This window comes from Streptomyces sp. NPDC036815, from assembly GCF_055609205.1.
On sequence record NZ_JBVJPW010000006.1, the window covers coordinates 66,257 to 91,923 of the forward strand.

Annotated in this window: 23 protein-coding genes; 9 read left to right on the forward strand and 14 right to left on the reverse strand. The window is 72.0% G+C overall.

Annotation, left to right across the window (positions count from 1 at the left end; translation table 11 throughout):
• The first annotated feature begins 47 nt into the window (after positions 1 to 47).
• Both ACZ69I_RS15235 and ACZ69I_RS15240 read left to right on the forward strand, forming a co-directional pair.
• Complete coding sequence (locus tag ACZ69I_RS15235; RefSeq protein ID WP_470832535.1) at positions 48 to 1,004, forward strand: Lrp/AsnC family transcriptional regulator; 957 nt, start codon at positions 48 to 50, stop codon at positions 1,002 to 1,004.
• Positions 1,005 to 1,122: 118 nt separating this feature from the next.
• A complete protein-coding gene (locus ACZ69I_RS15240; protein WP_470832536.1) occupies positions 1,123 to 2,559 on the forward strand; it encodes an amino acid permease in 1,437 nt (478 codons plus the stop codon).
• Here ACZ69I_RS15240 and ACZ69I_RS15245 read toward each other — a convergent pair.
• On the reverse strand, positions 2,546 to 3,775 hold the full coding sequence (locus ACZ69I_RS15245; protein ID WP_470832537.1) for a CapA family protein: 1,230 nt from the start codon (positions 3,773 to 3,775) through the stop codon (positions 2,546 to 2,548). The two genes, ACZ69I_RS15240 and ACZ69I_RS15245, sit on opposite strands and share 14 nt — an antisense overlap.
• A 288-nt stretch (positions 3,776 to 4,063) precedes the next feature.
• Here ACZ69I_RS15245 and ACZ69I_RS15250 point away from each other — a divergent pair, with 288 nt between their 5' ends.
• Positions 4,064 to 4,576 (forward strand): hypothetical protein, encoded by a 513-nt coding sequence (locus tag ACZ69I_RS15250; RefSeq protein ID WP_470832538.1) that lies wholly within the window; start codon positions 4,064 to 4,066, stop codon positions 4,574 to 4,576.
• 89 nt (positions 4,577 to 4,665) lie between these two features.
• Positions 4,666 to 4,926 (forward strand): zf-HC2 domain-containing protein, encoded by a 261-nt coding sequence (locus tag ACZ69I_RS15255; protein WP_470832539.1) that lies wholly within the window; start codon positions 4,666 to 4,668, stop codon positions 4,924 to 4,926.
• Between the two features lie 7 nt (positions 4,927 to 4,933).
• Here the strand turns inward: ACZ69I_RS15255 and ACZ69I_RS15260 are convergent, their stop codons facing one another.
• The 3 genes from ACZ69I_RS15260 to ACZ69I_RS15270 are packed head-to-tail and all read right to left on the reverse strand — an operon-like array spanning position 4,934 to position 9,110.
• Positions 4,934 to 5,794: an Fpg/Nei family DNA glycosylase gene (locus ACZ69I_RS15260; protein WP_470832541.1), complete on the reverse strand. Its 861-nt coding sequence runs from the start codon at positions 5,792 to 5,794 to the stop codon at positions 4,934 to 4,936.
• Between the two features lie 9 nt (positions 5,795 to 5,803).
• Complete coding sequence (locus ACZ69I_RS15265; RefSeq protein WP_470832542.1) at positions 5,804 to 7,924, reverse strand: SpoIIE family protein phosphatase; 2,121 nt, start codon at positions 7,922 to 7,924, stop codon at positions 5,804 to 5,806.
• Positions 7,925 to 7,982: 58 nt separating this feature from the next.
• Entirely contained in the window at positions 7,983 to 9,110 is a 1,128-nt protein-coding gene (locus ACZ69I_RS15270) for a DUF6777 domain-containing protein (RefSeq protein ID WP_470832544.1), read from the reverse strand.
• A gap of 156 nt (positions 9,111 to 9,266) precedes the next feature.
• Here ACZ69I_RS15270 and ACZ69I_RS15275 point away from each other — a divergent pair, with 156 nt between their 5' ends.
• From ACZ69I_RS15275 to ACZ69I_RS15285, 3 genes are all read left to right on the forward strand, one after another.
• Entirely contained in the window at positions 9,267 to 10,700 is a 1,434-nt protein-coding gene (locus tag ACZ69I_RS15275; RefSeq protein ID WP_470832546.1) for a lipase maturation factor family protein, read from the forward strand.
• A 69-nt stretch (positions 10,701 to 10,769) separates the two neighbouring features.
• Positions 10,770 to 11,102, forward strand: coding sequence for a hypothetical protein (locus ACZ69I_RS15280; protein WP_470832547.1), 333 nt, complete (start codon positions 10,770 to 10,772; stop codon positions 11,100 to 11,102).
• A gap of 214 nt (positions 11,103 to 11,316) precedes the next feature.
• Entirely contained in the window at positions 11,317 to 11,610 is a 294-nt protein-coding gene (locus tag ACZ69I_RS15285) for a hypothetical protein (protein WP_470832548.1), read from the forward strand.
• Between the two features lie 3 nt (positions 11,611 to 11,613).
• Here the strand turns inward: ACZ69I_RS15285 and ACZ69I_RS15290 are convergent, their stop codons facing one another.
• From ACZ69I_RS15290 to ACZ69I_RS15325, 8 genes are read right to left on the reverse strand one after another with little or no spacing between them, the layout of a single operon-like run.
• Complete coding sequence (locus ACZ69I_RS15290; protein ID WP_470832550.1) at positions 11,614 to 12,480, reverse strand: amidohydrolase family protein; 867 nt, start codon at positions 12,478 to 12,480, stop codon at positions 11,614 to 11,616.
• Positions 12,477 to 12,791 (reverse strand): L-rhamnose mutarotase, encoded by a 315-nt coding sequence (locus ACZ69I_RS15295; protein WP_470832552.1) that lies wholly within the window; start codon positions 12,789 to 12,791, stop codon positions 12,477 to 12,479. Before ACZ69I_RS15295 ends, ACZ69I_RS15290 begins: the two co-directional genes overlap by 4 nt.
• Positions 12,788 to 13,831: an aldo/keto reductase gene (locus ACZ69I_RS15300; protein WP_470832554.1), complete on the reverse strand. Its 1,044-nt coding sequence runs from the start codon at positions 13,829 to 13,831 to the stop codon at positions 12,788 to 12,790. The genes ACZ69I_RS15295 and ACZ69I_RS15300 overlap by 4 nt, the downstream gene beginning before the upstream one ends.
• Positions 13,828 to 14,583, reverse strand: a complete 756-nt coding sequence (locus ACZ69I_RS15305) for an SDR family NAD(P)-dependent oxidoreductase (protein WP_470832555.1) — start codon at positions 14,581 to 14,583, stop codon at positions 13,828 to 13,830. The genes ACZ69I_RS15300 and ACZ69I_RS15305 overlap by 4 nt, the downstream gene beginning before the upstream one ends.
• Entirely contained in the window at positions 14,580 to 15,920 is a 1,341-nt protein-coding gene (locus ACZ69I_RS15310; protein WP_470832557.1) for an L-fuconate dehydratase, read from the reverse strand. Before ACZ69I_RS15310 ends, ACZ69I_RS15305 begins: the two co-directional genes overlap by 4 nt.
• 48 nt (positions 15,921 to 15,968) lie before the next feature.
• Positions 15,969 to 17,006: an ABC transporter permease gene (locus tag ACZ69I_RS15315; RefSeq protein WP_470832559.1), complete on the reverse strand. Its 1,038-nt coding sequence runs from the start codon at positions 17,004 to 17,006 to the stop codon at positions 15,969 to 15,971.
• Complete coding sequence (locus ACZ69I_RS15320) at positions 16,999 to 18,534, reverse strand: sugar ABC transporter ATP-binding protein (RefSeq protein WP_470832560.1); 1,536 nt, start codon at positions 18,532 to 18,534, stop codon at positions 16,999 to 17,001. Before ACZ69I_RS15320 ends, ACZ69I_RS15315 begins: the two co-directional genes overlap by 8 nt.
• Before the next feature lie 8 nt (positions 18,535 to 18,542).
• Entirely contained in the window at positions 18,543 to 19,661 is a 1,119-nt protein-coding gene (locus ACZ69I_RS15325) for a sugar ABC transporter substrate-binding protein (RefSeq protein WP_470832562.1), read from the reverse strand.
• Between the two features lie 183 nt (positions 19,662 to 19,844).
• Here ACZ69I_RS15325 and ACZ69I_RS15330 point away from each other — a divergent pair, with 183 nt between their 5' ends.
• Complete coding sequence (locus tag ACZ69I_RS15330) at positions 19,845 to 20,555, forward strand: FadR/GntR family transcriptional regulator (RefSeq protein WP_470832563.1); 711 nt, start codon at positions 19,845 to 19,847, stop codon at positions 20,553 to 20,555.
• Positions 20,556 to 20,627: 72 nt separating this feature from the next.
• Here the strand turns inward: ACZ69I_RS15330 and ACZ69I_RS15335 are convergent, their stop codons facing one another.
• The gene (locus tag ACZ69I_RS15335) at positions 20,628 to 21,716 is read right to left on the reverse strand and encodes a hypothetical protein (protein WP_470832565.1); all 1,089 of its coding nucleotides are present in this window, start codon (positions 21,714 to 21,716) and stop codon (positions 20,628 to 20,630) included.
• Between the two features lie 134 nt (positions 21,717 to 21,850).
• Here ACZ69I_RS15335 and ACZ69I_RS15340 point away from each other — a divergent pair, with 134 nt between their 5' ends.
• Positions 21,851 to 22,564, forward strand: coding sequence for a hypothetical protein (locus ACZ69I_RS15340; protein WP_470832567.1), 714 nt, complete (start codon positions 21,851 to 21,853; stop codon positions 22,562 to 22,564).
• A 6-nt stretch (positions 22,565 to 22,570) separates the two neighbouring features.
• On the opposite strand, the gene ACZ69I_RS15345 is transcribed toward ACZ69I_RS15340, so the two are convergent.
• Positions 22,571 to 25,588, reverse strand: a complete 3,018-nt coding sequence (locus ACZ69I_RS15345) for an alpha-mannosidase (protein ID WP_470832568.1) — start codon at positions 25,586 to 25,588, stop codon at positions 22,571 to 22,573.
• Between the last annotated feature and the right edge of the window lie 79 nt (positions 25,589 to 25,667).

Below are 25,667 nucleotides of genomic sequence, written 5' to 3' on the forward strand. Positions count from 1 at the left end.
CGTACGCTGCGTTGTGGCGGATTCCGGCATCCAGGAGAGGCGACGCGGTGGATTCCAGCGCCCTCGCAGAGTTCGACCACCGGCTGCTCGAAGCCCTGCAGCACGACGGCCGGGCCCCCTTCAGCGCTCTCGCCCGACGGTTCGAGGTCTCCGAGCGCACCCTGGCCCGGCGCTACCAGCGACTGCGGGGCCTGGGGCTGCGCATCGTGGGCCACGCCAACCCCGTGCGTCTCGGCCTGGTCCGCTGGCTGCTGCGGCTGCACTGCACCCCGGACGCGGCCGGCACCATCGCCGAGGCCCTGGCCCGCCGCCCCGACACCAGCTGGGTCACCCTCGCATCCGGCGGCACCGAGATCACCTGCGCCGTGAACACCCGCAGCGCCGACGAGCGCAACGCCCTGCTGCTGCAGAAACTGCCCCGCACGCCCAAGGTGCTCTCCGTGAGCGCGCACTGCATGCTGCGGATCTTCATGGGCACCACCAGCACCTGGCACGCGACGCGGTTCCGCACCCCCGAGTCGGCGCCGGTGGATTCCGGCACGCCGGACGCGCCACCCCTGTCCCTGGACTCCACCGACCGCGCCCTCTTCGCCGAGCTGGCACGCGACGGCCGCGCCACCCTGCCCGAGCTGGGCAAGGCCACCGGACGCTCGCCGTCCAGCGTGCGGCGCCACCTCGAACGCCTGCGCGCCGAGGGCGCCTTGAGCTTCGGGGTCGACTTCGACCCCCAGCTCCTCGGCTACCACATGACCACCCAGCTCTGGCTGAAGGTCTCCCCCGCCCATCTGCGCACCGTCGGCGAGAGCCTCGCCGCGCACCGCTCGACCGCGTTCGCCGCCGCCGTCACCGGGACCTCGAACCTCGTGGCCAGCGGTGTCTTCCGCGGCCCCGGCGAGCTGTACGACTACATCGACCGGCGCATCGGCCCGCTGCCCGGCATCCAGAGCATCGAGACCTCCCCCACCCTGCGCGAGGTCAAGCGGCTGGCCCCCGCACTGCCCTGAACGGCGGCCCGCCGCAAGAACCCCCCGGACGCCCGGGGTGTGGCGTCTTCCGTACCGGCCCGGGCTGGGCCATCATGATCCGCCATCAGCCGACGCCGTCTGCGAAGAGGTGGAGCTCATGTCGGGACTCCGGATGGGACAGGGCGTACTGCGCCGCAAGCCCATCGAGCACATCGAGGAGACAGAGGCGGGCGGCGGTCTCTCCAAGTCGCTCGGGCTCTGGCAGCTCACCGCGATCGGTGTCGGCGGCATCATCGGTGCCGGCATCTTCAGCCTCGCCGGCGCCGTGGCCAACGGCACCGCGGGGCCCGCGGTACTGATCTCCTTCCTGATCGCGGGCGTGGCGAGCGCCGCCGCCGCCTTCTCCTACGCCGAGTTCGCGGGCATGATCCCGAAGGCGGGCTCGGCGTACACCTACGGTTACGTGGTGCTCGGCGAGCTGACCGGCTGGTTCATCGGCTGGGACCTGCTCCTGGAGTACACCGCGATCGTCGCCGTCGTCGCGATCGGCATCTCCGGCTACTTCGGCTTCCTGGTGGAGGAGCTGGGGGCCGAGCTGCCGAATTGGATGATGGGCGCGCCGGGCACCGGCGACGGGCACAAGGTCGACCTGTTCGCCGCGGTGCTGTGCCTCTTCATCGCGTACCTGCTGACCCTCGGCATCAAGAACGCCGCGCGCTTCGAGATGATCGTGGTCGTGCTGAAGGTGATCGTGGTGATCGTCGTCATCGCGGTCGGCTTCTTCCACATCGAGACCGGCAACTACGACCCGTTCTTCCCCTACGGGGTCAGCGGCGCGTTCACGGGCGCGGCGACCGTCTTCTTCGCCGTCTTCGGATACGACGCGATGAGCACCGCGGCGGAGGAGTCCAAGGACGCCCAGCGGCACATGCCGAAGGCGATCCTCTACTCCCTGGCCATCTCGATGGTGCTGTACGTGCTCGCCTGCCTGGTCCTGACGGGCATGCAGAGCTACAAGGACGTCGACCCGGAGAGCGGCTTCTCGACGGCCTTCAAGTCGGTGGGGCTCGGCGGGCTCGCGGATGTCATCGCGGTGGGCGCGATCATCGGCATCCTCACGGTGATGTTCACGTTCATGCTCGGCTGCACACGTGTGTGGTTCTCGATGAGCCGGGACGGCCTCCTGCCCAAGTGGTTCGCCAAGACGCACCCGACGCGGCACGTGCCGACCCGTGTGACGTGGATCGTCGGGGTCGCGTCGGCCGCCATCGCCGGGTTCCTGCCGATCGGCGAGGCGGCCGAACTGACCAACATCGGGATCCTGTTGGCGTTCGTGGTGGTGTGTATCGCGGTGATCGTGCTGCGCTACAAGCGGCCCGAGCTGCCGCGCACCTTCCGCTGCCCGGGGATGCCGGTGGTGCCCGCGCTCGGGGTGGTCTTCTCGATCTGGCTGATCACGTTCCTGCAGTGGCAGACCTGGGTGCGGTTCGCGGTGTGGTTCGTGCTCGGTCTCGGCGTGTACTTCGGGTACTCGTACCGGAAGTCGGAGCTTGCGCGGACCGCGCCGTCCTCGGACGGGCCTACTTCCCCATGACCAGGCCGGCCTTGCCGCCGCCCCGGCTGAGGACGACCCGGCGGATCCGGTCACGGACATCTCCCAGCTCGGCGCCACGCTCCAGCGCCTTGTTGAGGTCGACGACGCGGCCCGCGTCGGTGTCGAACAGCATCGGGAAAAACTCGGCCTTCTTCACCTGCCAGCGGGTGCCGGGGTTCGCGGGCGGCTCGAAGGTGAAGCGGCCGATGGTGCCCTGGTTGCCGCGCGGGTCGTGCGCGCCCTCGTAGTTGATCATGTCTCCGGCGATCTGGTCGCCCATGCCGTAGATGATCCAGGTGCCGTTCACCTTCTCGTAGGCCTGCGGCACGTGGGCGTGCGTGCCGAGGAGCAGGTCGATGTCGGGGCGGCCGCCCGTGCGGGAGGCCGTGAGCTGTTTGCCGAGCCGCAGTTGCCGGCGGTCGGGCTCGTCCTGCCACTCCGTGCCCCAGTGCACGCTGACGACCACCACGTCGGCGCCCGCCTTCCGGGCCGCCCTGGCGTCCGCGACGATCTTGTCGCGGTCGATGAGGTCGACCGTCCACGGCTTGCCCTTCGGCAGCGGGTAGCCGTTCGTGCCGTAGGTGTACGCGAGCTGGGCGACCTTCGCGCCGCCCGCCCGCAGCCAGGCCGGGCGTTTGTCCTCGGCGGCCGAACGGGCCGAGCCGGCGTGTTTCACGCCCGCCTCGTCCAGCGCGTCCAGAGTGCGCCGCACCCCTGCCGCGCCGTCGTCCAGGGTGTGGTTGGAGGCGGTGGAGCAGGAGTCGTACCCGGTGGACTTCAGGGCGCGGGCCACCTGGGGCGGGGACTTGAAGCTGGGGTAGCCGGTGTAGTCGCCGTCGGCTCCGTAGACCGTCTCCATGTGACAGATCGCCAGGTCGGCCTCGGCGACGACCGGCTTGGCGCCCGCGAGCATCGGCTCGAAGTCGTAGCCGTCGCCGTCCGCGTCGGCGTTGGCCTGGCGGATGATCGAGGCGTGCGGCAGGACGTCGCCGGAGGCGACGAGCGTGAAGGGGCGCCACCCGGCCGCGGCCCCGCCGCTCGGGGAGTGCTGCCCGCCCGCCAACGGCTGGGCCGAGCATGCCGCGGCGCCCGCGATGCCCACGAGCAGAAGGGCCGCCGCCGCTGCCGTCGCGGGGCGCGAACGACCCGCCTGCCGGGTGATTCGCGAGGTGGAAGGGGTTCTTGTGTGCCGTGGGATCCGTACGCGCTGCGTCATCGATCGAGCTCCGTGGCTGGGACGATATTCGGCCACACGAATACACGTACGGAAATAACATCAAATCAAGGATCATTGCCGTCATAGTCCCTGAAACGGAGTCAAACGCAGCAGCCTGTGACGCGAACAACACAGGGCGGCTCACCTGCGGTGAAACCGTAGGCCGGGTCAAGGCTCCGTAAAGCGCCTTGCTCGGCACCCCTCTTGGGTAATCGGCTGTTCCTCACCGTGTGCAGGATTGGGGGGCCAGAGGCCGGTGACGCGCACGGACGGAGGAAGGCGGAGCGGATGCGGCACGAGAGCAGAGGAAACACCGACGGCCCCCAGGGCGGCGAACTGGCCGTCCCGATGGCGTGGTTGTACGCCGAGTACATCGCCGACGAGCTGCTGCGCACCGGCGATCTGATGCCTCCCACCTCCTTCGAGTACCGGGCGGGACGCGACGCCCTCGCGCTGACGATCTTCCTGTCGGACACCCGGGGCGAGCTGTCCGGGATCCGGGTGGTCTCGCAGCTGGAGACCTGGCTGACCCTGACCGCGTACGGCCAGCCGTGGCAGGACTGGGTCCGGGAGCGGCTCACGCAGCTCACGGCGGAAGCGGTCGCCACCGGCGGGCCCCGGCCGGACCTGGAGCTCGCCGACCGCGCGTGGCGCTGGCTCCAGGAGACCGAGCTCCTCGCACCCGACCTGGACGCGGTGCCCGGCCGCGCCGTGCCGGGCGAGGAGGACGGGCCGAAGGTATGGACCCCGGCGTGGCGCCTCGGGCTGCCGCTCGGGCACCTGGCGATCCATCTGTTCTGAGCCCCTCGCGGCCCTTGAGTGTTTCGGCGGTTCGCCGCGTACCGGAGGGTGAGCAGCACCCCCACCGACACCGAACGGCGAGGAACGCCATGAGCTCCTTGGAGCGGCACCGCGACGCGGGCGCCTACGCGCTCGGCGTCCTAGATCCCGCGGACGCCTCCCGCTTCGAGGATCACCTCCCGGGCTGTCCCACGTGTCTGCGCGCGTGCGGTGAACTCGGCGCGCCAGCACGGCAGTTGAAGCTGTACGCACACGTGACACCGACCGCTGCGGAGCCCTTCGCCGCGCTCTCCGCGGGCCTTCTGGACCGGCTCCTGTGGCAGGTCCGGATGCACATCCGGTTCCGGTGAGCGCGGGTTACTTCAGGAGCCGCGACATCCGCCGGTCGGCCAGCAGCCTGCCGCCCGTCTGGCACGTCGGGCAGTACTGCAGCGAGGAGTCGGCGAAGGAGACCTCCCGGACCGTGTCGCCGCACACCGGGCACGGCTCGCCGGTCCGGCCGTGCACCCGCAGGCCGCCCTTCTTCTCCGCCTTGAGGCGGCCCGCAGCGACCCCGCGCGAGCGCTCCACCGCGCCGGTCAGCGTATCCAGCAGCGCCACATGCAGCCCATGGACTTCCTCCTTCGTGAGGCTCGACGTGAGCCGGAACGGCGACATGCGGGCCGCGTGCAGGATCTCGTCGCTGTAGGCGTTCCCGATGCCCGCGATGAGGCTCTGATCGCGCAACGCCCCCTTGATCTGGCGCCGTTCACCCGCCAGGAGCCCCGCGAACCGCTCCTCGTCGAAGTCGGCGGCCAGCGGGTCGGGGCCGAGCCGCGCGATGCCCGGGATCTGCTCCGGCGACTCGGTGACGTACACCGCGAGGCGCTTCTGCGTGCCCGCCTCCGTGAGGTCGAAGCCCTCCCCCGTCTCCAGGGCGACGCGCAGCGCCAGTGGGCCCTTGCCGGGGCGTGGCACGCCGTCGGGGAGCCTGTCGTGCCACCGCAGCCAGCCCGCGCGGGCGAGGTGGGTGACCAGGTGCGGGCCGCCGGCGTCGATGTCCAGGAACTTGCCGTGTCGCTCCACACCGGTGACGGTGCGCCCTTCCAGGGCGGTGAGCGGTGGGTCGTACGTCTTGAGGACGCTGATCGCCGTCGGCAGTACGCGCACGATCTCGCGGCCGACCAGATGCTCCGTCAGGAAGTCCCTCAGAGCCTCGACTTCAGGAAGTTCAGGCATCTCGCTCCCTCAGCTCTCTCCCTCAGCCCCGTGTCCACGCCCCGCGGTGGAGGGCACGACGAACTCGCACCACACGCACTTGCCGCTGCCACGCGCCTCCACGCCCCACTCGTCGGCGAGCCGGTCCACCAGGAGCAGACCGCGGCCCGAGACCCCGGAGTCGCCCGCGTCGCGGCGGCGCGGCATGGCGCTCGACGCGTCCTCGACGTCCACGCGCAGCCGCCGTTCGGTGCCGCTCAGGACGCGCAGGGTCACGACCGCGGAGCCGTCGGTGTGCATCAGGGCGTTGGTGATCACCTCGTCGGCGACCAGCTCGATCTCGTCGGCGCGGTCGCCCGCGCCCCAGGCCCGTACCGCGGCCCTGATCATGTGCCGGGCGTCGGCCAGCGCCTCCGGGTCGCTCGGCGCGACGTGCTGCCGCAGGCGCCCGCCCGAGCGCGGCGTGTCGAGCGTGCGGCGGCGCATCAGGAGCAGCGCGGCGTCGTCGTCACCGCCGCGGCCGTCGATGAGGCCGCAGAGCCGGTCGGCGAGCCGCTGCAGATCCCGGGGTCCGACGGCGGCGAGCTCCGCCAGCGCCCGCATGCCGTCGTCCAGATCGGCGCCCGGCTCCTCCACGAGGCCGTCGGTGCAGAGCAACAGGGTCTGGCCGGGGTCGAGTTCGAGGGTGGTGACGGGATAGTCGAGCTGCCCGAACTCGGCGGAGAGGCCGAGCGGCAGACCGCCGTCCACCGGCACCCGGCGGCAGGAGCCGTCGGCGAGCTGGACGAGCGGGTCGAGGTGGCCGGCCCGGACGAACTGCACCACTCCCGTCGACAGGTCCGCCTCCGCGTACAGGCAGGTCGCGAAGCGGTCGGTGTCCAGTTCGTGCAGGAAGCCGGAGGCGCGGGCCATGACGGTGGCGGGCATGTGGCCCTCGGTGGCGTAGGCGCGCAGCACGATGCGGAGCTGGCCCATGACGGCCGCCGCGTGCGTGTCGTGGCCCTGGACGTCACCGATGACGGCGCCGACGCGGCTGCCGGGCAGCGGGATCACGTCGTACCAGTCGCCGCCGATGTCCCTGCCGAGCGCCGCCGAGCGGTACCGCACGGCGATCTCCGCGCCGGGCACGCCGGGGATGGTGCGCGGCAGCATGGCCTGCTGGAGGCCCTGGGCGAGGTCCTTCTCCTGCTCGTAGAACATGGCGCGTTGCAGGCTCTGCGCGATGCTGCTGCCCAGCGCGACCAGGACGTTGCGCTCCTCCGTGGTGAAGCCGGTCTTGTCCTGGTAGAGCAGGCCGAGGGCGCCGACGGCACGGCCCTGCGCGATCAGCGGCAGGTACGCGGCGGCGGAGATGCCGAGCTCGTCGATGTGCGGCCAGAGCAGCGGGTAGGACTCGGCGAAGTCGTCCGCGGTGTCGATGTAGCGCGGGGCGAGGGTGCGGACGACCTCGCTCATCGGGTACTCCTCGTCGACGCCCGTGAGGCGGGTGCCGGGGACGAAGCTGCCCGCGGGCCCCTCCGCCACGAGCCGGATCCGCCCGGCCTCGACGAGGCCCATCACGAGGTTCGACGCCCCCAGGTGCGCGAGGCCGTGGGCGTCCCGGAGGACGTCGATGACGTCCCTGACCGTGCGGGCGTGGGCCAGCGCCGCCGTGGTGCCCTGGACGATGCTCGTCGTGCGGCGGCGGTCGGCCTCCTCCTCGGCGCGCTCGCGCAGCGCGGCGGGGCTGTCGCCGAGTTCCTGGGTGGCGTCCCTGACGAGGCCCACGATGCGGTGCGGCCGGCCCGTGGCGTCCCGTTCGATGCGGCCCTGGGTGTGCGTCCAGCGCAGGGTGCCGGTGCGGCAGCGGATCCGGAAGTACGCGCCGTACGTCTCGCTGCCGTCCTTCAGGGCGTGCGACACGGCCTGGTCCAGGCGGTGCGCCTCGACGGTCGGTACGCGGAAGGCGAGGGACTCGGGGCGGTTGTCGTACTCGTCGGGGCGTACGTCGAAGACCTCGTGGGCGGTGGGGTCCATCGTCATCTGCCCCGTGTCCAGGTCCCAGTCGAAGCGGCCCATGCGCAGCGCGGCCCCGTACAACGCGAGGAAGCAGCCGTCCGACTCCCCGGCCGGCTGCCCGCAGCGGCAGTGCCCCGCCGGGTCGTGCTCCATGGGCCCACGCTAGGCGGAGCCCCGCGCGTGCGCATGCGGGGAGCGCGTGCGGCGGGCGTCAGGTGTCGAAGGTGCCGGGGTCGCTGTCGGAGAACGGGTTCTCCGACAGGTAGGGGTCGTCCGGCACGAGGCCGTCCTCCTCCTCGGTGGGGCCCTCGGTGAGCTCGTCCGGCGCCGGGAGCGTGTCCGTCGGAGGCGCCGGCGACGAGGGGCAGCCGGACGGGAGCGGCGAGGACGGGTCGGTGGGCGTACCGGTCGGCGTGGGGCAGTCGGTCGAGGAGTCGCCGGGGTCGGGGCTCTCGTCGGGGGCGCCGCTGCGGTCGCGGTCCTGCTCGCCGGGGCCGGTCTCGTCCGGATCCGTCTCGTCCGGGGTGGTGGGCGGGGGCGACGTGGGCGTGGGGGTCGGCGGCGACGGCGGCTCGGTCGCGCGGTCGTTGCCCGCGTGCTCGTCGCCGGTCTGCCGCTCGATCCAGGTGTTGTCGACGAGGTTCACGATCGTGATGTCGGTGATCGGCCGCGGCGCCGGGGTCACCACGACGACCTGCGCGGGCCGGTAGCCGCTCCACGGCTTCCCGCGGTGGCGGGGCGTGCTCTTCGAGGCGACCGGCGGCGTGAGCGGGTTTCCGCAGGCGCAGCGCACCCTCGGCAGTCCGCGGTCGTCGACCAGGACGGCGGTGCCCGACTGGAGGACGGACTGGAAGTCCGTCGCGGAGCCGTCGCGGAAGCCGTGGTTGGTGACGCGCGTGTCGGACCGCAGGACGACGGGGGTCAGGTTCCGCAGGTAGTCGGGGACGGCGGCCCGGTTGACGCCGGAGGTCCGGGCGAAGGCGTTCGCCTTGGTCCGGTCCGCGGTGAGGAAGCGCACCTGCCGGTCGACGTCGCAGCTGCCCACGGAGTGCGTGCCGCCGTACAGCCCGGGGGTCTCACCCGAGACGGAGCGGGTGCCCTTTGGTGTCGCGGAGCCGGTGGGCGACGGCTGCGGCGAACGGGTGACGGGCGGCGGGGATCCGGCGTCCCGCACGGTGGAGTCGGTGAAGGGGTCGGGGCCCTGGGCGGCCACCGGCTGCAGAAACAGCTCGCCGCCGCCGTCGGCCGTCTTCTTCTCGCCGTCGCCGGAACAGCCCGCGACCGCGAGGGCCGCGGATATCGCGAGGACGATCGCGTGGGTCCTGGTGGGTGCGCGCACCGGTTCTCCCGCCGTTGCCGTGCCGTGCGCCCCCGGCCTCCGGAGGCGTGCCGCCATTGTCTGCAGGGGGTCGGGCGGGCCCGCAAGCGGACGGGCCGCCCTCGGCGCCCGCCCGGCGTCCCTGCCGAAATCCCTGACCAGCGGCACAATGGGCCCGTGGAGTGGTTCACGGCGGACGCGTACTGGCTGAGCCGGCTGATCTTCCAGCGGGCCCTGGCCGCGGTCTATCTCGTGGCGTTCCTGGGGGCCGCCCTGCAGTTCCGGGCGCTCCTCGGCGAGCGCGGGATGCTGCCGGTGCCGCGGTTCGTCGCCCGGGTGCCGTTCCGGCGGGCGCCGAGCCTGTTCCATCTGCACTACTCGGACCGGTTCTTCGCGCTCTGCGCGTGGACGGGGTGCGGGGTGGCGGTGGCGCTGCTCGCCGGTCTGGACGGTCGGCTGCCGCTGTGGGGCGCGATGCTGCTGTGGCTGGTCCCGTGGGCGCTGTACGTCTCGATCGTGAACGTGGGACAGACCTGGTACGGCTTCGGCTGGGAGTCGCTCCTCCTGGAGGTGGGCTTTCTCGCGGTCTTCCTCGGCAACGACCGCGTCGCGCCGCCCGTCCTGGTGCTCTTCCTCCTGCGGTGGGTGCTGTTCCGCGTGGAGTTCGGCGCCGGGCTGATCAAGATGCGCGGGGACGCGTGCTGGCGCGCGCTCACCTGTCTGGACTTCCACCACGAGACGCAGCCGATGCCGGGGCCGCTGAGCTGGTTCTTCCACCATCTGCCGAAGCCCGTGCACCGGGTGGAGGTCGCGGCCAACCACGTCACCCAACTCGCCGTTCCCTTCCTGCTGTTCACGCCAGGACCGGTGGCGACGGGTGCGGCCTGCCTGATGATCGTGACCCAGCTGTGGCTGGTCCTCTCCGGCAACTTCTCGTGGCTGAACTGGCTCACCGTCGTGCTCGCGGCGTCCGCGCTCGACCTGTCGCCCTGGCACACGGCGCCCGAGGTCGCGGGCCCGCCGCTCTGGTACGAGGTGGTGGTCACGGCCGTCGCCGCGGGCCTCTTCGCGCTGAGCTACCGCCCGGTGCGCAACCTGCTGTCCCGGCGGCAGGTCATGAACCGCTCGTTCGATCCGCTGCACCTCGTCAACGCGTACGGCGCGTTCGGGAGCGTCAGCCGGGTCCGCCAGGAAGTCGTCATCGAGGGCACGGCGGATGCGGTGCCGCGCGAGGACTCCGACTGGCGGGCGTACGAGTTCAAGGGCAAGCCCGGTGACGTGCGGCGGTGGCCGCGCCAGTTCGCGCCCTACCACCTGCGCCTTGACTGGATGATGTGGTTCGCGGGGCTCTCGCCCGCGTACGCCGGGTCGTGGTTCGGCCCGCTGGTGGAGCACCTCCTGGACGGCGACCGCGACACCCTGCGGCTGCTGCGGAGCTCGCCGTTCCCGCCCGGCGCCCCGCCCGCGTACATCCGCGCCCGGCTCTACCGCTACCGGTACACGAGTTGGCGGGAGCTGCGCGAGACGGGCGCCTGCTGGGAGCGTACGTACGTTCGTGAGTTCCTGTCGCCGACACGGCTCGCCGCGGGGGCGCACGGGGAGCGAACGTGAAATGACCGGGCTTCCGCACGCCGTGGAGCCGCGCCGAAACGCCGATTGTTCAATGGGAACATCAGCGCCATGAAATTCGTCTCGAACGCCGCCGCTGCGGTCACGCTCCTCACGGTGGCCTTCACCGCTCCGGCGGTCGCCGGAGAATGGACCATGAATGCGGCGGCCCAGGAAGCCCGTGACACCGGAAAGGTCCTGATGGCATGCGAGGCCGTCACGGAACGAAAGATCGACGGCGTCTGGATCAGTCTCGGCGCGGGGTGCACCGAGCCCTATTGGACCGGCGACCCGACGGTCGCGCTCTTCGAGGAGCAGTCCGGCAGGGACGTGGCCCTGTGTTCGGGCCGGCAGATCGAACACGAAGGCATGTGGTGGCACGCCAACTGCCGGCAAGTGGACTGACGCCGGTTCGGGACCGTTCCTTCTGAGCCGGTCGAGTGACGGCGGATCGTTCATCCACGGAACGCGCGGACGCGCCCGCATCTTTCACCGGAATGTCGACGGGACCGGGATTCATACTCCTGAAACCGGACCACTCATCCCGTCAAGAAAGGGCGATATGGCCATTCGTATGCTCCGGGCGGCACGCGCCGTAAGCGCTGCTCTCGTCACCGCAGTGGCAGTCCTCGTTCCGGCGACGGTCGCGGCAGCGGCTGCGCCCGTCCGGGCGGGCGGCGCGGTCAGCGCGTCGCCCGCCACCCTCCTCCGGCCGCCGCCACCAGCGGTGCAGCCGCCCGTGTGCGAAGCGCGCGACCAGGGGGCGAGCGGCTACGCCTGGCACTACGACCACACATCGGTCTTCATCCACAGGCCGACCGGACGCACCATCACCACGCACTACTTCTGGGTGACGTGGGCTCCGTCCGACTGGGGGGACATGGCGACGAAGACCAGCTGCAGCTTCGGATAGCTCTCAGAGCCCGTAGACGCGGCGGGCCGTACCGCCGAAGACCTCGCGCCTCTCCTCGGCGTCGAGCGAACCGGTCAACAGCCGTGCTGCGTCCAGGACTTCGACGTACGACGCGGCCAGGGTGCTCACCGGCCAGTCGGAGCCGAACATCAGCCGCCCCGGGCCGAAGGCGGTCAGGGCGGTGTCCGCGTAGGGCCGCAGGTCGTCCACCGTCCACGTCTTGTGGTCGGCCTCGGTGACCATGCCGGAGAGCTTGCACACCGTGTTGGGGCGGGCGGCCAGCGCGCGGACCGCCGAGGCCCAGGGTTCGAGGGCACCCGTGACAATAGGCGGCTTGCCCACGTGGTCGAGGACGAAGGTGAGTTCGGGCAGCTCCGCCGCGATCCTGGCGCAGGCGGGCAGTTGGTGGGGCAGGACGACGAGGTCGTAGGCGAGGCCCGCGTCGGCGAGCGCTGCGAGGCCCCTGCGGACGTCGGGGCGCAGCAGCCACTCGGGGTCCGGCTCCTCCTGGACCTGGTGGCGGATGCCCACCAGGCGCTGCCCGCCGGGGAGTTCGCGGAGCGCGGCCAGCGCGCCGGGGACGTCCGGGCGGGTGAGGTCGGTCCAGCCGACGACCCCCGCGACCAGTTCGCTGTCGGCCGCGAGGGCCAGGAGCTCCGGGGTCTCCTCGGGGACGGTGACGGTCTGCACGAGGACGGTGGCGGTGACGCCGGCCGCGCGGGCCTCGGGCGCGAGATCGGCCAGGGAGAAGTTCCTGCGCAGCCCCGCGTGGGCCTCGCCGGTGAGCCACTCCTGGTCGCGCGCGGACAGGTCCCACACGTGGTGATGGGCGTCGACGAGGGACGGCGCGGTCCCGGCGGGCCCGGTCACGGCAGTTCCCACACGACGGGCAGCCCGGCTCCCGCGCCGTCGGCGGAGTAGTCGTGGACGACGTCGAGGAGCTCGCCCATCCGGGCCTGCCAGGCGACGTTGACCGGCAGCTTCTCCAGCTCGGCGAGCAGCAGGGCGTAGTCCTCGCACTCCAGGACGTGGAACAGATCGGTCCTGCTGCGCCAGATCGTCCAGGACGAGGCGCCCGCGGCGCGGATCGCGGTGGTGAGTTCGGCGGGCACCTCGCGGTGCGCGGCGTCGTACTCCTCGACGCGGTCGGCGCGGACCTTGGTGTGCAGCGCGACTCTCACAGCCGGTCCCTTCCCCGTACGCCCCTCGGTATGTCTGGCCGGACCTCTTGGGGCACCGGGGCTTCCGGGGGCAGCAGCCCGGTCTCGCGTGCCTCCCGCCAGAAGTCGGCGGGTACGTCGGCGGCGAACTGTGCGGCGGCGTCGGTGACCTGCTCCGGAGCGTGGATGCCGACCAGGACGCTGGCGACCGCGGGGTGGCCGAAGGGGAAGGCGAGGGCGGCGGCGCGGAGGGTGGTGCCGTGCCGCTCGGCGAGGGCCCGCAGGGCCCGGGCGCGCGCGAGCAGCCCGGGTGGCGCCTCGGTGTAGTCGAAACGCGCGCCGGGCCGGGGGTCGGCGAGCAGGCCGGAGTTGAAGACGCCGCCGATGACGATCGACGCGCCCCGCTCGCTCGCGGCGGGCAGCAGTTCGGTGAGGGCCGTGTGGTCGAGGAGCGTGTAGCGGCCGGCGCAGAGGACGGCGTCGACGTCCGTGTCGCGGACGAAGCGGGTCAGCATCGCGGCCTGGTTCATGCCCGCGCCTATCGCGCCGACGACTCCTTCGGAGCGCAGTTCCTCCAGCGCCGGGTAGCCGTCGCGGAAGGCTTCCTCCGCGTGGTGGTCGGGGTCGTGCAGGAAGACGACGTCGACCCGGTCGGTCCCGAGGCGGGTGAGGCTGGCCTCGATCGAGCGGCGCACACCGTCCGCGCTGAAGTCCCAGACCCTGCGGTGTGTCCTCGGCACCGCGAAGCCGCCGTCGGCGAGGTCGTCGCCCGTGACGTCGTCGGTGGGCTCCAGGAGCCTGCCGACCTTCGTCGAGATGACGTACGAGGAGCGGTCCCGGCCGCGCAGTGCCCCGCCCAGCCTGCGCTCGGAGAGGCCGAGGCCGTAGTGCGGGGCGGTGTCGAAGTAGCGGATGCCCGCGGTCCAGGCGTGGTCGAGGGCGGTGGCCGCCTGCTCGTCGGTGATCGGCGCGTAGAGGTTGCCGATGCCGGCGGCGCCGAAGGACAGCTCGGTCACCTCGACGCCGCCGGGGCCGAGGGGGCGGCGCGGCAGGCCGCTCACGGGGTCACCGGCCGGAGCCGCAGGCCCTGCATGCCGCCGTCCACGGCGAGCGCGGTGCCGGTGGTGGCGCCGGACAGCGGGCTCGCCAAGTAGGCGATGGCGCCCGCGACTTCGGCCGCGGTGACCAGGCGTCCGGCGGGCTGGCGGGCGGCGAGCGCGGCGCGTTCGGCGGCCGGGTCGGGGGCGGCGTCCAGGAGGCGGCCGACCCACGGCGTGTCGACGGTGCCGGGGTTGACGCAGTTGACGCGGATGCCCTCGCGCACGTGGTCGGCGGCCATCGCGAGGGTGAGGGAGAGCACCGCCCCCTTGGACGCCGCGTACAGGGCGCGCTGCGGGAGCCCGGCGGTCGCGGCGATGGAGCAGGTGTTCACGACCGCCGCGCTCGACGACGCGCGCAGGTGGGGCAGGGCGGCGCGGGTGGTGCGGACGACGCCGAGGACGTTGACGTCCAGGACGGTGTGCCACTGGGCGTCGTCGTTGTCCTCTACGGTGCCCTGGGCGCCGATGCCCGCGTTGTTGACCAGTACGTCGAGCCCGCCGAGGTCGGCGGCGGCCGACGCGACGGCCGCCCGTACGGAGGCGTCGTCGGTGACGTCGGCGGTGTACGGGTGCAGGGGCTCCTCCGCGCCGCTCGGGTCGAGGTCGAGCACGGCGACCCGGGCGCCGCGCGCGGCGAGGAGTTCGGCGGTGGCCCGGCCGATGCCGGAGGCGCCGCCGGTGACGAGGGCCGTGAGTCCCTGGAAGTCGGTCATGCGGCGGCTCCCTTGTCGTGTGCGAGGTCGGCGGCCCAGAACGTGCCGTCCGGATAGGTGAATTCGGCGATGGAATCGGCCCGCATGGTCGCCGAGAAGCCGGGTGCGGTGGGGGCCGTGTAGTGGCCCGCGCGCAGCACGACGGGGTCGGTGAAGTGCTCGTGGAGGTGGTCGACGTACTCGATGACGCGGTTCTCGGTGGTGCCCGCGAGGGCGACGTAGTCGAACATCGACAGGTGCTGGACGAGCTCGCACAGGCCGACGCCGCCCGCGTGCGGGCAGACGGGGACGCCGAACTTCGCGGCGAGCAGCAGGATCGCGAGGTTCTCGTTGACGCCGCCGACCCGTGCCGCGTCGATCTGGAGGATGTCGATGGCGCGGGCCTGGAGGAGCTGTTTGAAGACGATGCGGTTCTGTACGTGTTCGCCGGTGGCGACCTTGACCGGGGCGACGGCGGTGCGGATCGCGGCGTGGCCGAGGACGTCGTCCGGGCTGGTGGGCTCCTCGACCCAGTAGGGGTCGAACTCGGCGAGGGCGCGGGTCCAGCGCACCGCCTCGTCGACGTTCCAGCGCTGGTTGGCGTCGACGGCCATGCGGATGTCCGGGCCGATCGCCTCGCGGGCGGTGCGGCAGCGGCGGATGTCGTCGGCGAGGTCCGCGCCGACCTTCAGCTTGATCTGCGTGAAGCCGTCCGCGACGGCCTGCCGGGCGAGCCGGGTGAGCTTCTCGTCGCTGTAGCCGAGCCATCCCGGCGAGGTGGTGTAGCCGGGGAAGCCCCGCTCCATGAGGGCGGCCGTGCGCCGCGCCGCGCCCGTCCGGCCGGCCCGCAGCAGGCCGAGGGCCTCGTCGGGGGTGAGGACGTCGGCGATGTAGCGGAAGTCGACCTGGGAGACGAGCCATTCGGGGGTGGCGTCGGCGAGCAGCCGCCACAGCGGTTTGCCGGCGCGCTTGGCGGCGAGGTCCCAGGCGGCGTTGACGACCGCGCCGACGGCCATGTGCATCACGCCCTTCTCGGGGCCGAGCCAGCGCAGCTGGCTGTCGCCGATCAGGGCGCGGTTGACGGTGCCGGGGTCGGCGCAGAGCTCGTCGACCGGGCGGCCGACGACGTGGTGGCGCAGGGCCCGGATCGCGGCGACCTGGACGTCGTTGCCCCGGCCGATGGTGAAGGTGAAGCCGTGCCCTTCCAGGCCGTCACCGGCGTCCGTGCGCAGCACCACGTAGGCGGCGGAGTAGTCGGGGTCGGGGTTCATCGCGTCGGACCCGTCGAGCTCCCGCGAGGTCGGGAACCGTATGTCGAAGGTGTCGACCGCGGTGATGCGGGCGGAGGTCGGGGACACAGGAGGCCTTTCCGGCAGGGGACGGGGCGCGGGGGAACCGTCGGGAGGTCAGTCCTGTGCGCGGCCCGTGGTGACGCGCGCGATCATCAGGGCGACCAGGATGATTCCGCCGTAGATGGCCTGGATCCAGAAGGACGGCACCTGGGCGAGGGTGAGCAGATTCTGCACGACGCCGAGCAGCAGGACGCCGGTGAGGGCGCCGAACATGGTGCCCTTGCCGCCGTCGAGGCTGATGCCTCCGATGACGGCCGCGGCGAACACGGTGAAGATCATGTTCTGGCCCTGGTTGGCGTTGATGGCGCCGACGTAACCGGTCTGCATGAGTCCGCCGACCGCGGCGAGGGCTCCGGCGACGACGAACACGCCGAGCATGACGCGGTCGACGCGGATGCCCGCGGCGCGTGCCGCGTCCGGGTTGCCGCCGATCGCGTACAGGGCGCGGCCCACGCGGTGGTACTTCAGGACGAACCCGGCGACGCCGAAGGCGGCCGCCGCGAGCCACACCGACATGGGGATGTGCAGGAAGGTGGTGGTGGCGAGGGTGTAGAAGGCGTCGGACATGCCGAAGAGGGTCTTGCCCTCGGTGGCGCCGACGAGCAGGCCGCGCAGCACGATCAGCATGGCGAGCGTGACGATGAACGCGTTGAGCTTGAGCTTCACGACGAGGACGCCGTTGAAGGCGCCGATGACCGCGCCGACGAGGACGATGGCGAGGAGGCCCACGGCCGCGGGCAGGTCCGTGCCGAATCCGGCCTGCGCGGCGGGCAGGACGAGGAGCGCGCCGACGGCGGGCGCGATGCCGACGACGGACTCCAGGGACAGGTCGAACTTGCCGGTGATGAGGACGAGCGACTCGGCGAGGACGACCATCGCGAGGGCGGCGGAGGCGCCGAGGATCGAGATGAGGTTCCGCTCGGTCAGGAACGTGTCGTTGACCAGTGCGCCGAACACCATGAGCAGCAACAGAGCCGGTACGAGGGCGAGTTCGCGGGCGCGGCGCAGCAGCACGGTCTTCGCGGCCGCCGTGTCGCGCCCCAGGCGTACGGGAGTCGGGGTCGAGGCCGACGGGGCCTTCAGGTCAGCCATGGTCCACTCCTTCGATGGCGGCGATCAGCTCGTGGTCGTGGAAGCCCGCCCCGTACTCCGCGACGACGCGGCCGTGGAAGAGGACGAGGACGCGGTCGCAGCGGCGCAGGTCGTCCAGTTCGTCGGAGACGACGAGGACCGCGGTGCCGTCCTCGCGGGCGTGGTCCACGCGCGCGAGCAGGGACTCCTTGGATTTCACGTCGACGCCCGCGGTCGGGTTGATGAGGACGAGCAGGCGGGGGTCGCAGGCGAGCGCGCGGGCCATGACGACCTTCTGGGCGTTGCCGCCGGAGAGGTCGCAGACGGGCTGGTCGGGCCCCTCGGCGTGGATGTCGAGCCGGTCGATGAGGTCCTCGGCGAGGCGGCGCCTGGCGCCGGTGCCGACGAAGCCGTGGCGGCCGAGGCGGTCCAGGACGCTCAGGGTGGCGTTGTCGCCGATGGTCATGCCGAGGACGAGGCCCTGGCCGTGCCGGTCGCGCGGAACGCAGCCCACTCCGGCGCGCAGGGCGGCCGTCACGTCGCCGAAGGGCAGCTGCTCGCCGTCGAGCCGGGCGGTGCCCGCGGTCGGGGTGTGCAGTCCGGCGAAGCTCTCCGCGAGGTTGATCTTGCCGCTGCCGGAGGATCCCGCGAGGCCGACGACCTCTCCCTTGCGGATGGTCAGGTCGATGTCGGCGTAGGACTCGCTGGTGAGCCCCTCGACGGCGAGCAGGACGGGGGCGTCGGCGGGGACCTCGGTCCGCGCCACGGCCCGCTCGGCCTCGGCCTGTTCGGCGATGACCTCGCCGGCCATGGCCTCCACCAGGGCGGCGCGCGGCAGTTCGGCGACGGGCGCGCTGGTGATCCAGCGGGCGTCGCGCAGCACGGTGACGGTCTGGCACACCTCGTACACCTCCTGGAGGTGGTGCGAGATGAACAGGAAGGTGACGCCGGACTCCTGGAGCGCGCGCATGCGGGTGAAGAGGCGCTCGATCTCCCGGTTGTCGAGCTGTGCGGTCGGCTCGTCGAGCACGATGAAGCGCGCGCCGAAGCTCAACGCCCGCGCGATCTCGACCATTTGGCGGTCCTCGACCTTGAGGTCGGCGGTGCGGGCATCGGGGTCGACGCGCACGTCCCAGGTGCCGAGGACCTCCGCGGCCTCGGCCCGCAGTCTGCGCCAGCTGATGAGACCGCCGCGGCCCTGGGGCTGCCGGTTGATGAAGAGGTTCTCGGCGACGGTCAGTTCGGGGACGACGGTGGGCTTCTGGTAGACGCAGGCCACCTTGCGGCGCCAGGCGTCGCGGTCGGTGAGCGGCGGCGCGGGCTCGCCGTCGAAGCGGACGGTGCCCGCGTCGGGTGCCTGGAGCCCGGTGAGGACGGTGACGAGGGTGGACTTGCCCGCGCCGTTGCGGCCGACGAGGGCGTGCGACTCGCCGGGCAGGACGGTCAGGCGGCCGTCCCGCAGGGCGACGGTGGGTCCGTACCGCTTGACGATGCCGGAGGCCTCGACGAGCGGCGGTACGGCGGCGGGGCCCGTGGGGGGCTTGGTCATCGGGGCGCTCATTCGACCGTGTTGCCCCACAGCTCGGAGTCGTCGACGTTCTCCTTGGTGACCAGCGGGGCGGGCAGCTGGTCCTCCAGGATGCCGCTGGGCAGCTCGACGATCTCGGAGTCGTGGTCGGTCGGACCGGGCTTGAACTTCTTCCCGTTCATCGCGGCCTTGATGTAGTACATGCCGTACTTGGCGTAGGCGTCGGCGGGCTGCGAGACGGTCGCGTCGATCTGGCCCTTGCGGATCGCGTCGAACTCCTGCGGGATGCCGTCGTTGGAGACGACGGTGATGTGCCCCTTCTCCCCCGGCTCTTTGAGCATCCCCTTGGACTTGAGGGTCTGCAGGGTGGGCGCGAGGTAGACACCGCCCGCCTGCAGGTAGATGCCCTTGAGGCCGGGATGGGAGTTGAGCAGCGTGTCGAGCTTGGAGGCGGCCGTGTCGGACTCCCATTTGGCGGGGATCTCCAGGACCTTCAGCCGCGGGAACTCCTTCTTGACGCAGTCGCGGAACGCCTTGGAACGCTCGCGGCCGTTGACGGAGGCCAGGTCTCCCATGATCTGGACGACCTCGCCGGTCCTGACCTGCTTGCCGAGGTAGTCGCACGCCTTCCGGCCGTACGCCACGTTGTCGGCCCGCACCACCATCGCGACCTTGCCCTTCTCGGGCGCGACGTCGACGGCGACCACGGGCACACCCTTGCGTTCGGCCTGGTCGAGGCCCGCGGAGATCGCGGCGCTGTCGAGCGGCGCGACCACGAGGCCCTTCACGCCCTGGTTGAGCTGGTTGTTGATGTCGGTGATCTGCTGCGAGGGGTCGCTGTTGGAGTTGACGGTCTTCATCGCGTCGACGCCCTCGGACTTCGCCATCTTGGGCACGTAGTCGTTGTACGACTGCCAGAACGGCGAGGTCAGCAGGGGCAGCACCACCCCGACCTCGCCCTCGCCGCCGCCTCCGCCACCGGGCGACGCGGTGTCCTTGGTGCTGCCGCACGCCGCGAGCACGAGGGACGCGCAGGCGGCCGCCGCGGCGGCGCGCACCGCCCGCGAAGTCCCCCCGTTGCCGGGCCTGTTGCCGGGACTTTTGCCGGTCCTTTTGCTGGGCCTGTTGCGCACATTCCTGCCGGCCATCTTGACGGCTCCTCATCGAGGGAGATCGAACGGGGAATCCGGGATCCGATGACGCGAATATTTATCAGACCACTTGGCGCCCACAACACCCCTCGTCGTCAACTTTTCGCGCTTTCCGGCCGTAGTGGTCGGACCACATCTCTGACTAGACTGCGGCGCACTCGGCTAGTGGAGGAGCGTTACGTGGACCAGCCAGACCAGTCCGCCCCGCAGAAGGGCACCGTGACGCAGCGGGCCATCGAGCAGATCAAGGCGATGATCGGCGAGGGCCGCCTTGAGCCTGGCCAACGCCTGCCCACCGAGCGGGACTTGGCGGCGCAGCTGGGCATATCGCGCTCCTCGATGCGGGAGGCGATCCGGGCGATGACGGTCCTCGGCGTCCTGGAGGCCCGGCACGGCTCCGGCATCTACGTCACGCAGTTGGAGGCCGGCGACCTGCTCGAGACCTTCGGGGTGGTGGCGGACCTGTCCCGCGGACCGCGCCTGGTCGAGCTCCTTGAGGTGCGCCGGGTCCTGGAGTCCACCGCGACGGCGCTGGCGGCCGCACGCATCTCGCCGGACCAACTGGCCGACGTCGAGAAGCACTTGCAGGCCATGAACGCCACCGACGACCCGGAGGAGATCCTCTCCCACGACCTGGCGTTCCACCGCACGATCGCCCTCGCGGCGGGCAACGACACGATGGCCGCGATCCTGGAGGGCCTCTCGTCCCGGACGTTCCGCGCCCGGGTCTGGCGCGGCTACCAGGAGGAGGGCGCCTTCGAGCGCACGCGTCGCGAGCACGCCCGCATCCATCGCGCACTCGTGGCCCGGGACCCGGAGGCGGCCCGCGCCGCGGCGGCGGCGCACGTGGGCGAGGTGGAGGAGTGGCTGCGGGCCCAGGTGACGGGGTGAACCCCGCTCGCCCCCTGCTCCCGGGCACGGCCAGCCGTCAGCCGTCAGCCGTCAGCCGTCAGCCGTCAGCCGTCAGCCGTCAGCCAGGGTCCGCTCGATCCGGTCCACGAACGCGCGCGCCAGCTCGTCGAGCTGTGCCTCGTAGCCCGGCAGGTCGTTCACCTCTCCGAAGCGGAGCCAGGCCACGGTGCTGCCCACCCGGACCACAGCCATGGCGTTCGTACTGTCCTCGGGTTCCTTGTAGTACGTGAAGGTCGAGCTCTTGTCGCCGAGGGGCGGCAGTGAGAGCGGTGTCGTCCTGTCGTAGCCGGACTGCTCACGGACCAGCTGCTTGTGCACACGCTCGGCCTGGGCGGGCGACGTGCAGGCGTGGACCTGGAACTCGGCCCTGACGGCCCCGGACCCCGACGCCATCTCGTACCGCGTGCCTCCCGTGTGGCAGCCGCCGGACCGTTCCGCCTCCGCCACACCGGGCGGGCCCTGCTGGACCCAGCCGGGCGACAAGTCCTTCGGCGTGGGCAGGGCGTCGCGCGTCTGCGCCACGGTCAGCGCGCGCCTGCGGTCGGCCGTGTCGTCTCCGGCGTCGGCGGCCTTCCCCTCTTCCGGCGCGCCCTTGCCCTCGTGCTCGCCGCCTTCTCCACTCCCCTGCGCCGAGGCGTCCCGCGGGCCGTCGTCGGCGATGAGCCGCGTCCCCCCGTACACGCCGAGCGCCACCAGGGCCAGCAGAAGTACGCCGGTCAGCGCCAGGACGGTGAGCGCGCCCGGGGTCTTGTTGACCGTGATCGGCCCGAGCGCGATGTGGCTGCGCGTGATCGTGCTGCGGTCGATGACCACCGCGTCCCGGTTGTACGTCGTGGGGGCGTTGAGGTGCAACGCCAACTGCCGCCCCAGCTCGGGGTCCGCCTCGATCTCCTCGCGCAGGACGCTCTGCGCCCGAGTCCGCGCCTGCGACCGGCCCTCGGGCCGCGACCGCACGGGTCCGCCCGCACCGTCCCCGTCGATCCCCTCCAGCGCCGCACGCCCCCGCTCCGTGCGGGCCAGACGCGAGCGGACCAGCTCGGTGACGGCGGCTCCGGCCCCCTCCCCCACGCCGGTCGCCGCTCCGGTCGCCACCGCGGTGACGACACCCACCGCCAGCACCGCGAGCTCCGTCGACTCCATGCCACACCCCCGTTGCGCGACAGCCTCTGGAGCTCATCATGTTGCACCGGCCCACGGATGGCACCCCTGTCCCCGCAGGGCGGCCGAAAGAAATACGGGCGACCCGCACGGGCCGGTTCTGACACCATCCCCAGGTGATCACCGACTCGCGCGCCGCCCCGTCCCTGACCGCGGCCGTACGCAACAACGCCCTCTGGTGCGACGCCGTCTGCCGCTCCCACGGGGTAGGAGGTACCGTCGAACGAGGCGTGTGGGCCAGCGCTCGGCGTACGCCTCCGCTGTACCCCGACGCCGTGACGCTCTCCTCCGCCGCGACACCCGACGACGTCCTGCCCCGCATCGACCTCTCCTCCCCCGGCGCCTCCGTCAAGGACAGCTTCGGCGTGCTCGACCTGTCCGCGGCCGGCTTCGAGGTGCTGTTCGAGGCGCGGTGGATCCACCGGCACGTGACGGAACCCGCTCGGGAGCCGGGCGGCTGGGAGGCGGTCGAAGACGCCGGCCGGCTCTCCGCATGGGAGGCGTCGTGGAACGGCGACGGGACGAGTGACGGGCTGTTCCGGCCCGGCCTGCTCGACGAGGGCGCGGTGTTCCTCGCGGACACGGCCGCTGCGAGCATCACGGCGGGCGCCATCGCCTACCCGGCCGCCTCGGTGGTCGGCGTCTCCAACCTCTTCGCCGCCGACGGTGACCTCGACGCCGCCTGGCGCTCCTGCCTGGCGGCCACGGACCGGCTCTGGCCGGGCGTGCCCGTCGTCGGGTACGAGGGCGGTGACGACCTGGCCGCCGCCGTCCGTCAGGGGTTCGAGCCCGTCGGCCCGCTGCGCGTGTGGCTGCGGGCCGACGGGTGAAGTGCGTCAGGCCCGCGTGAACCTCAGCGTCACCAGCTCGAACGGGCGCAGGGAGACCGACACCGCGTCGCCCCGGAGTTCCGGTGCGCTCGCCTCCTCGAGCGGCCGCTCGAGGAGGTCGGTCACCGCGACCGAGCCCGCCGTGAACCCGGCCGTCAGCGTGGCCTTCGCCCGGCCGCCGTGGGCCTCGTGGAAGCGGACGACCACGTCGCCACTGCCGTCGTCGGCGAGCTTGACCGCCGTCACGACCACCGCGTCGTTGTCGACCGTCACCAGCGGCGCCACGTCGGCGCCGCCGGTGACCCGGCGTTCGGGCAGGTTGATCCGGTAGCCCTCGCGCACCGCGTCGCCGATCGCCGCGCCCGGCACCAGCGCGTGCCGGAAGCGGTGCACGCCCTGGTCGGTCTCGGGGTCGGGGAAGCGCGGAGCGCGCAGGAGCGAGACGCGGACCGTGGTGGTCGTGCCGGAGTCCTCCTCGCGCACCGTGCGGGTCACGTCGTGCCCGTACGTCGAGTCATTGACCAGCGCGACGCCCCAGCCCGGCTCCTCGACGTGCACGAAGCGGTGGTTGCACGCCTCGAACTTGGCGGCCTCCCAGCTCGTGTTGGTGTGCGTGGCGCGGTAGAAGTGGCCGAACTGGGTCTCCGACGCGTACCGCTCCGCGTGGATGTCCAGCGGGAAGGCCAGCTTGAGGAACTTCTCCGTCTCGTGCCAGTCGACCTCGGTGTCGATGTCGAGGCGCTGGGTGCCGGGCGTCAGCGTAAGGACCTGGGTGAGGCGCGAGTCCCCGAACGTGCGCACCACCCGGACCGAGGCGCCCTCGCCCGCCGTGACCTCCTCCGCCTCGGTGAGGTCGGTGACGGTGTTGCGGTAGAACTCGTCGACGTCCCACGCGTCCCACATGTTCGGGAAGTCGGCGTGGATCTGCGGCAGGTTCGCCGCCCGGCCCGGAGCGACGGTCTCGCGGTCGGCGAGCAGGTCGTACGCCGAGACCACGAGACCGCGACCGTCGATCTCCACCCGCAGCAGGCCGTTGTCGAGGACGAAGCCGCCCTCCTCTCGCGGGACGACCGTCGAACGGCCGTCGACGGCGGCGGCCCGGGCGCCGCCCGCGGGGACCCCGTCCCGGGTGTGCGGTGTGGAGTTGAAGACCAGCGCGCCGGTGCCCTCGCCCGCGAGTGCGCGCTGGGCCTTGTCGATGATGCCGGTCAGCTCCTGGGCGAGCGCCGCGTAGGTCGCGCGGGCCTCGCGGTGCACCCACGCGATCGACGAGCCGGGCAGGATGTCGTGGAACTGGTGGAGCAGCACCGTCTTCCAGATTCGGTCCAACTGCTCGTAGGGGTAAGCGAATTCGGGCGACCGGACGGCGGCCGTGGCGGCCCACAGCTCCGCTTCGCGCAGCAGGTGCTCGCTACGGCGGTTGCCCTGCTTGGTGCCGGCCTGGCTGGTGAGGGTGGCGCGGTGGAGCTCCAGGTACAACTCGCCGACCCAGACGGGGGCGTTCGGGTACTCCGCCTCGGCCTTCTCGAAGAAGGCGGCGGGGGTCTCCCACGCGACGGTCGCCGAGCCCTCCAGGTCCCGCAGTCGCGCCGCCTTGGCGATCATCTCGCGGGTGGTGCCGCCGCCTCCGTCACCCCAGCCGGTGGGCGCGAGGGAGTGCCGTGCGACGCCCTTGTCCTTGAAGTTCTTCGCCGCGTGGGCGATCTCGCTGCCCTTCATCGAGCAGTTGTAGGTGTCGACGGGCGGGAAGTGCGTGAAGATCCGGGTGCCGTCGATGCCCTCCCAGTTGAAGGTGTGGTGCGGGAAGCGGTTGGTCTGCGACCAGGAGATCTTCTGCGTGAGCAGCCACTTGGAACCCGCCGCCTTGATGATCTGCGGGAGTCCGGCGGCGAAGCCGAAGGTGTCGGGCAGCCACGCCTCGTCGTTCTCCACGCCGAACTCGTCGAGGAAGAAGCGCTTGCCGTGCACGAACTGACGGGCCATCGCCTCCGAGCCCGGCATGTTCGTGTCCGACTCGACCCACATGCCGCCCGCGGGCACGAACCGCCCGTCGGCGACCGCCTTCTTGACCCTCGCCCACACCTCGGGGCGGTGCTCCTTGATCCACGCCCACTGCTGGGCCTGCGACATGGCGAAGACGAAGTCCGGCTCGTCCTCGATGAGCGCGGTCATGTTGGACGTCGTACGCGCCACCTTGCGCACCGTCTCGCGCAGCGGCCACAGCCACGCGGAGTCGATGTGGGCGTGGCCGACGGCGCTGATGCGGTGGGCGGAGGGCTCGGCGGGGGTGGTGAGCACCCCTTCGAGCCGGGCGCGGGCCGCGGCGGCCGACCCGTTGACGTCCTGGAGGTCGACGGCGTCGAGCGCCCGGCCGACCGCGCGCACGATGTCGTAGCGCCGCCCGGAGTCCGCGGGCAGCTCCTGCATCAGCTCGCCGAGCACTTCGAGGTCGATGACGAGCTGCCACACCGTCTCGTCGAAGACGGCGAGATCCATGCGCTCCAGCGTGTACTGGGGTTCGCTGCCCGCGGTCTCCTTGTCGCCCAACTGGGTGGGCAGGAAGGGGTGGTAGTCGAGGATGACGGGGTTGGAGGCGGCCTCGACGTGCAGGCGCACCTCTTCGCCGCCCTCGGCGGGCGCGGCGATCCGCACCCACTGGTTGCGCGGGTTGAGACCCTTGACCGGGGTGCCGTCGGGTCGGTAGACGAGGCCCTCGCACTGGAAGCCGGGCATGTTCTCGTCGAAGCCGAGGTCGAGGATCGCCTCGACGGTCTTCCCCGCCCACTCCTTCGGCACGGTCCCGGTCACCCGGAACCAGCTGGTCCCCCAGGGCGCGCCCCACCGCTCCCCGACGGCGGTCGGCGACGGCTCGGCGGCGAGCCCTTCGGCGACCGGCACCGGCTCGCCCGGCGCGTTCCACACGGCGACGTCGAGCGGTACGGAGGCGGGATACACGGCGGGCCTGATGCGCTCGTCCAGAACGCGCTTGAGGCGGGCTTCGACCAGGGTGCGGTCGTCATGCATGAGGGGTCTCCCAAGGAATAGTCAGCCCGTCCGGTGTGTGAGGACGAGCGCGAAGCGCGATCTACGGTGCGGCGTCCCG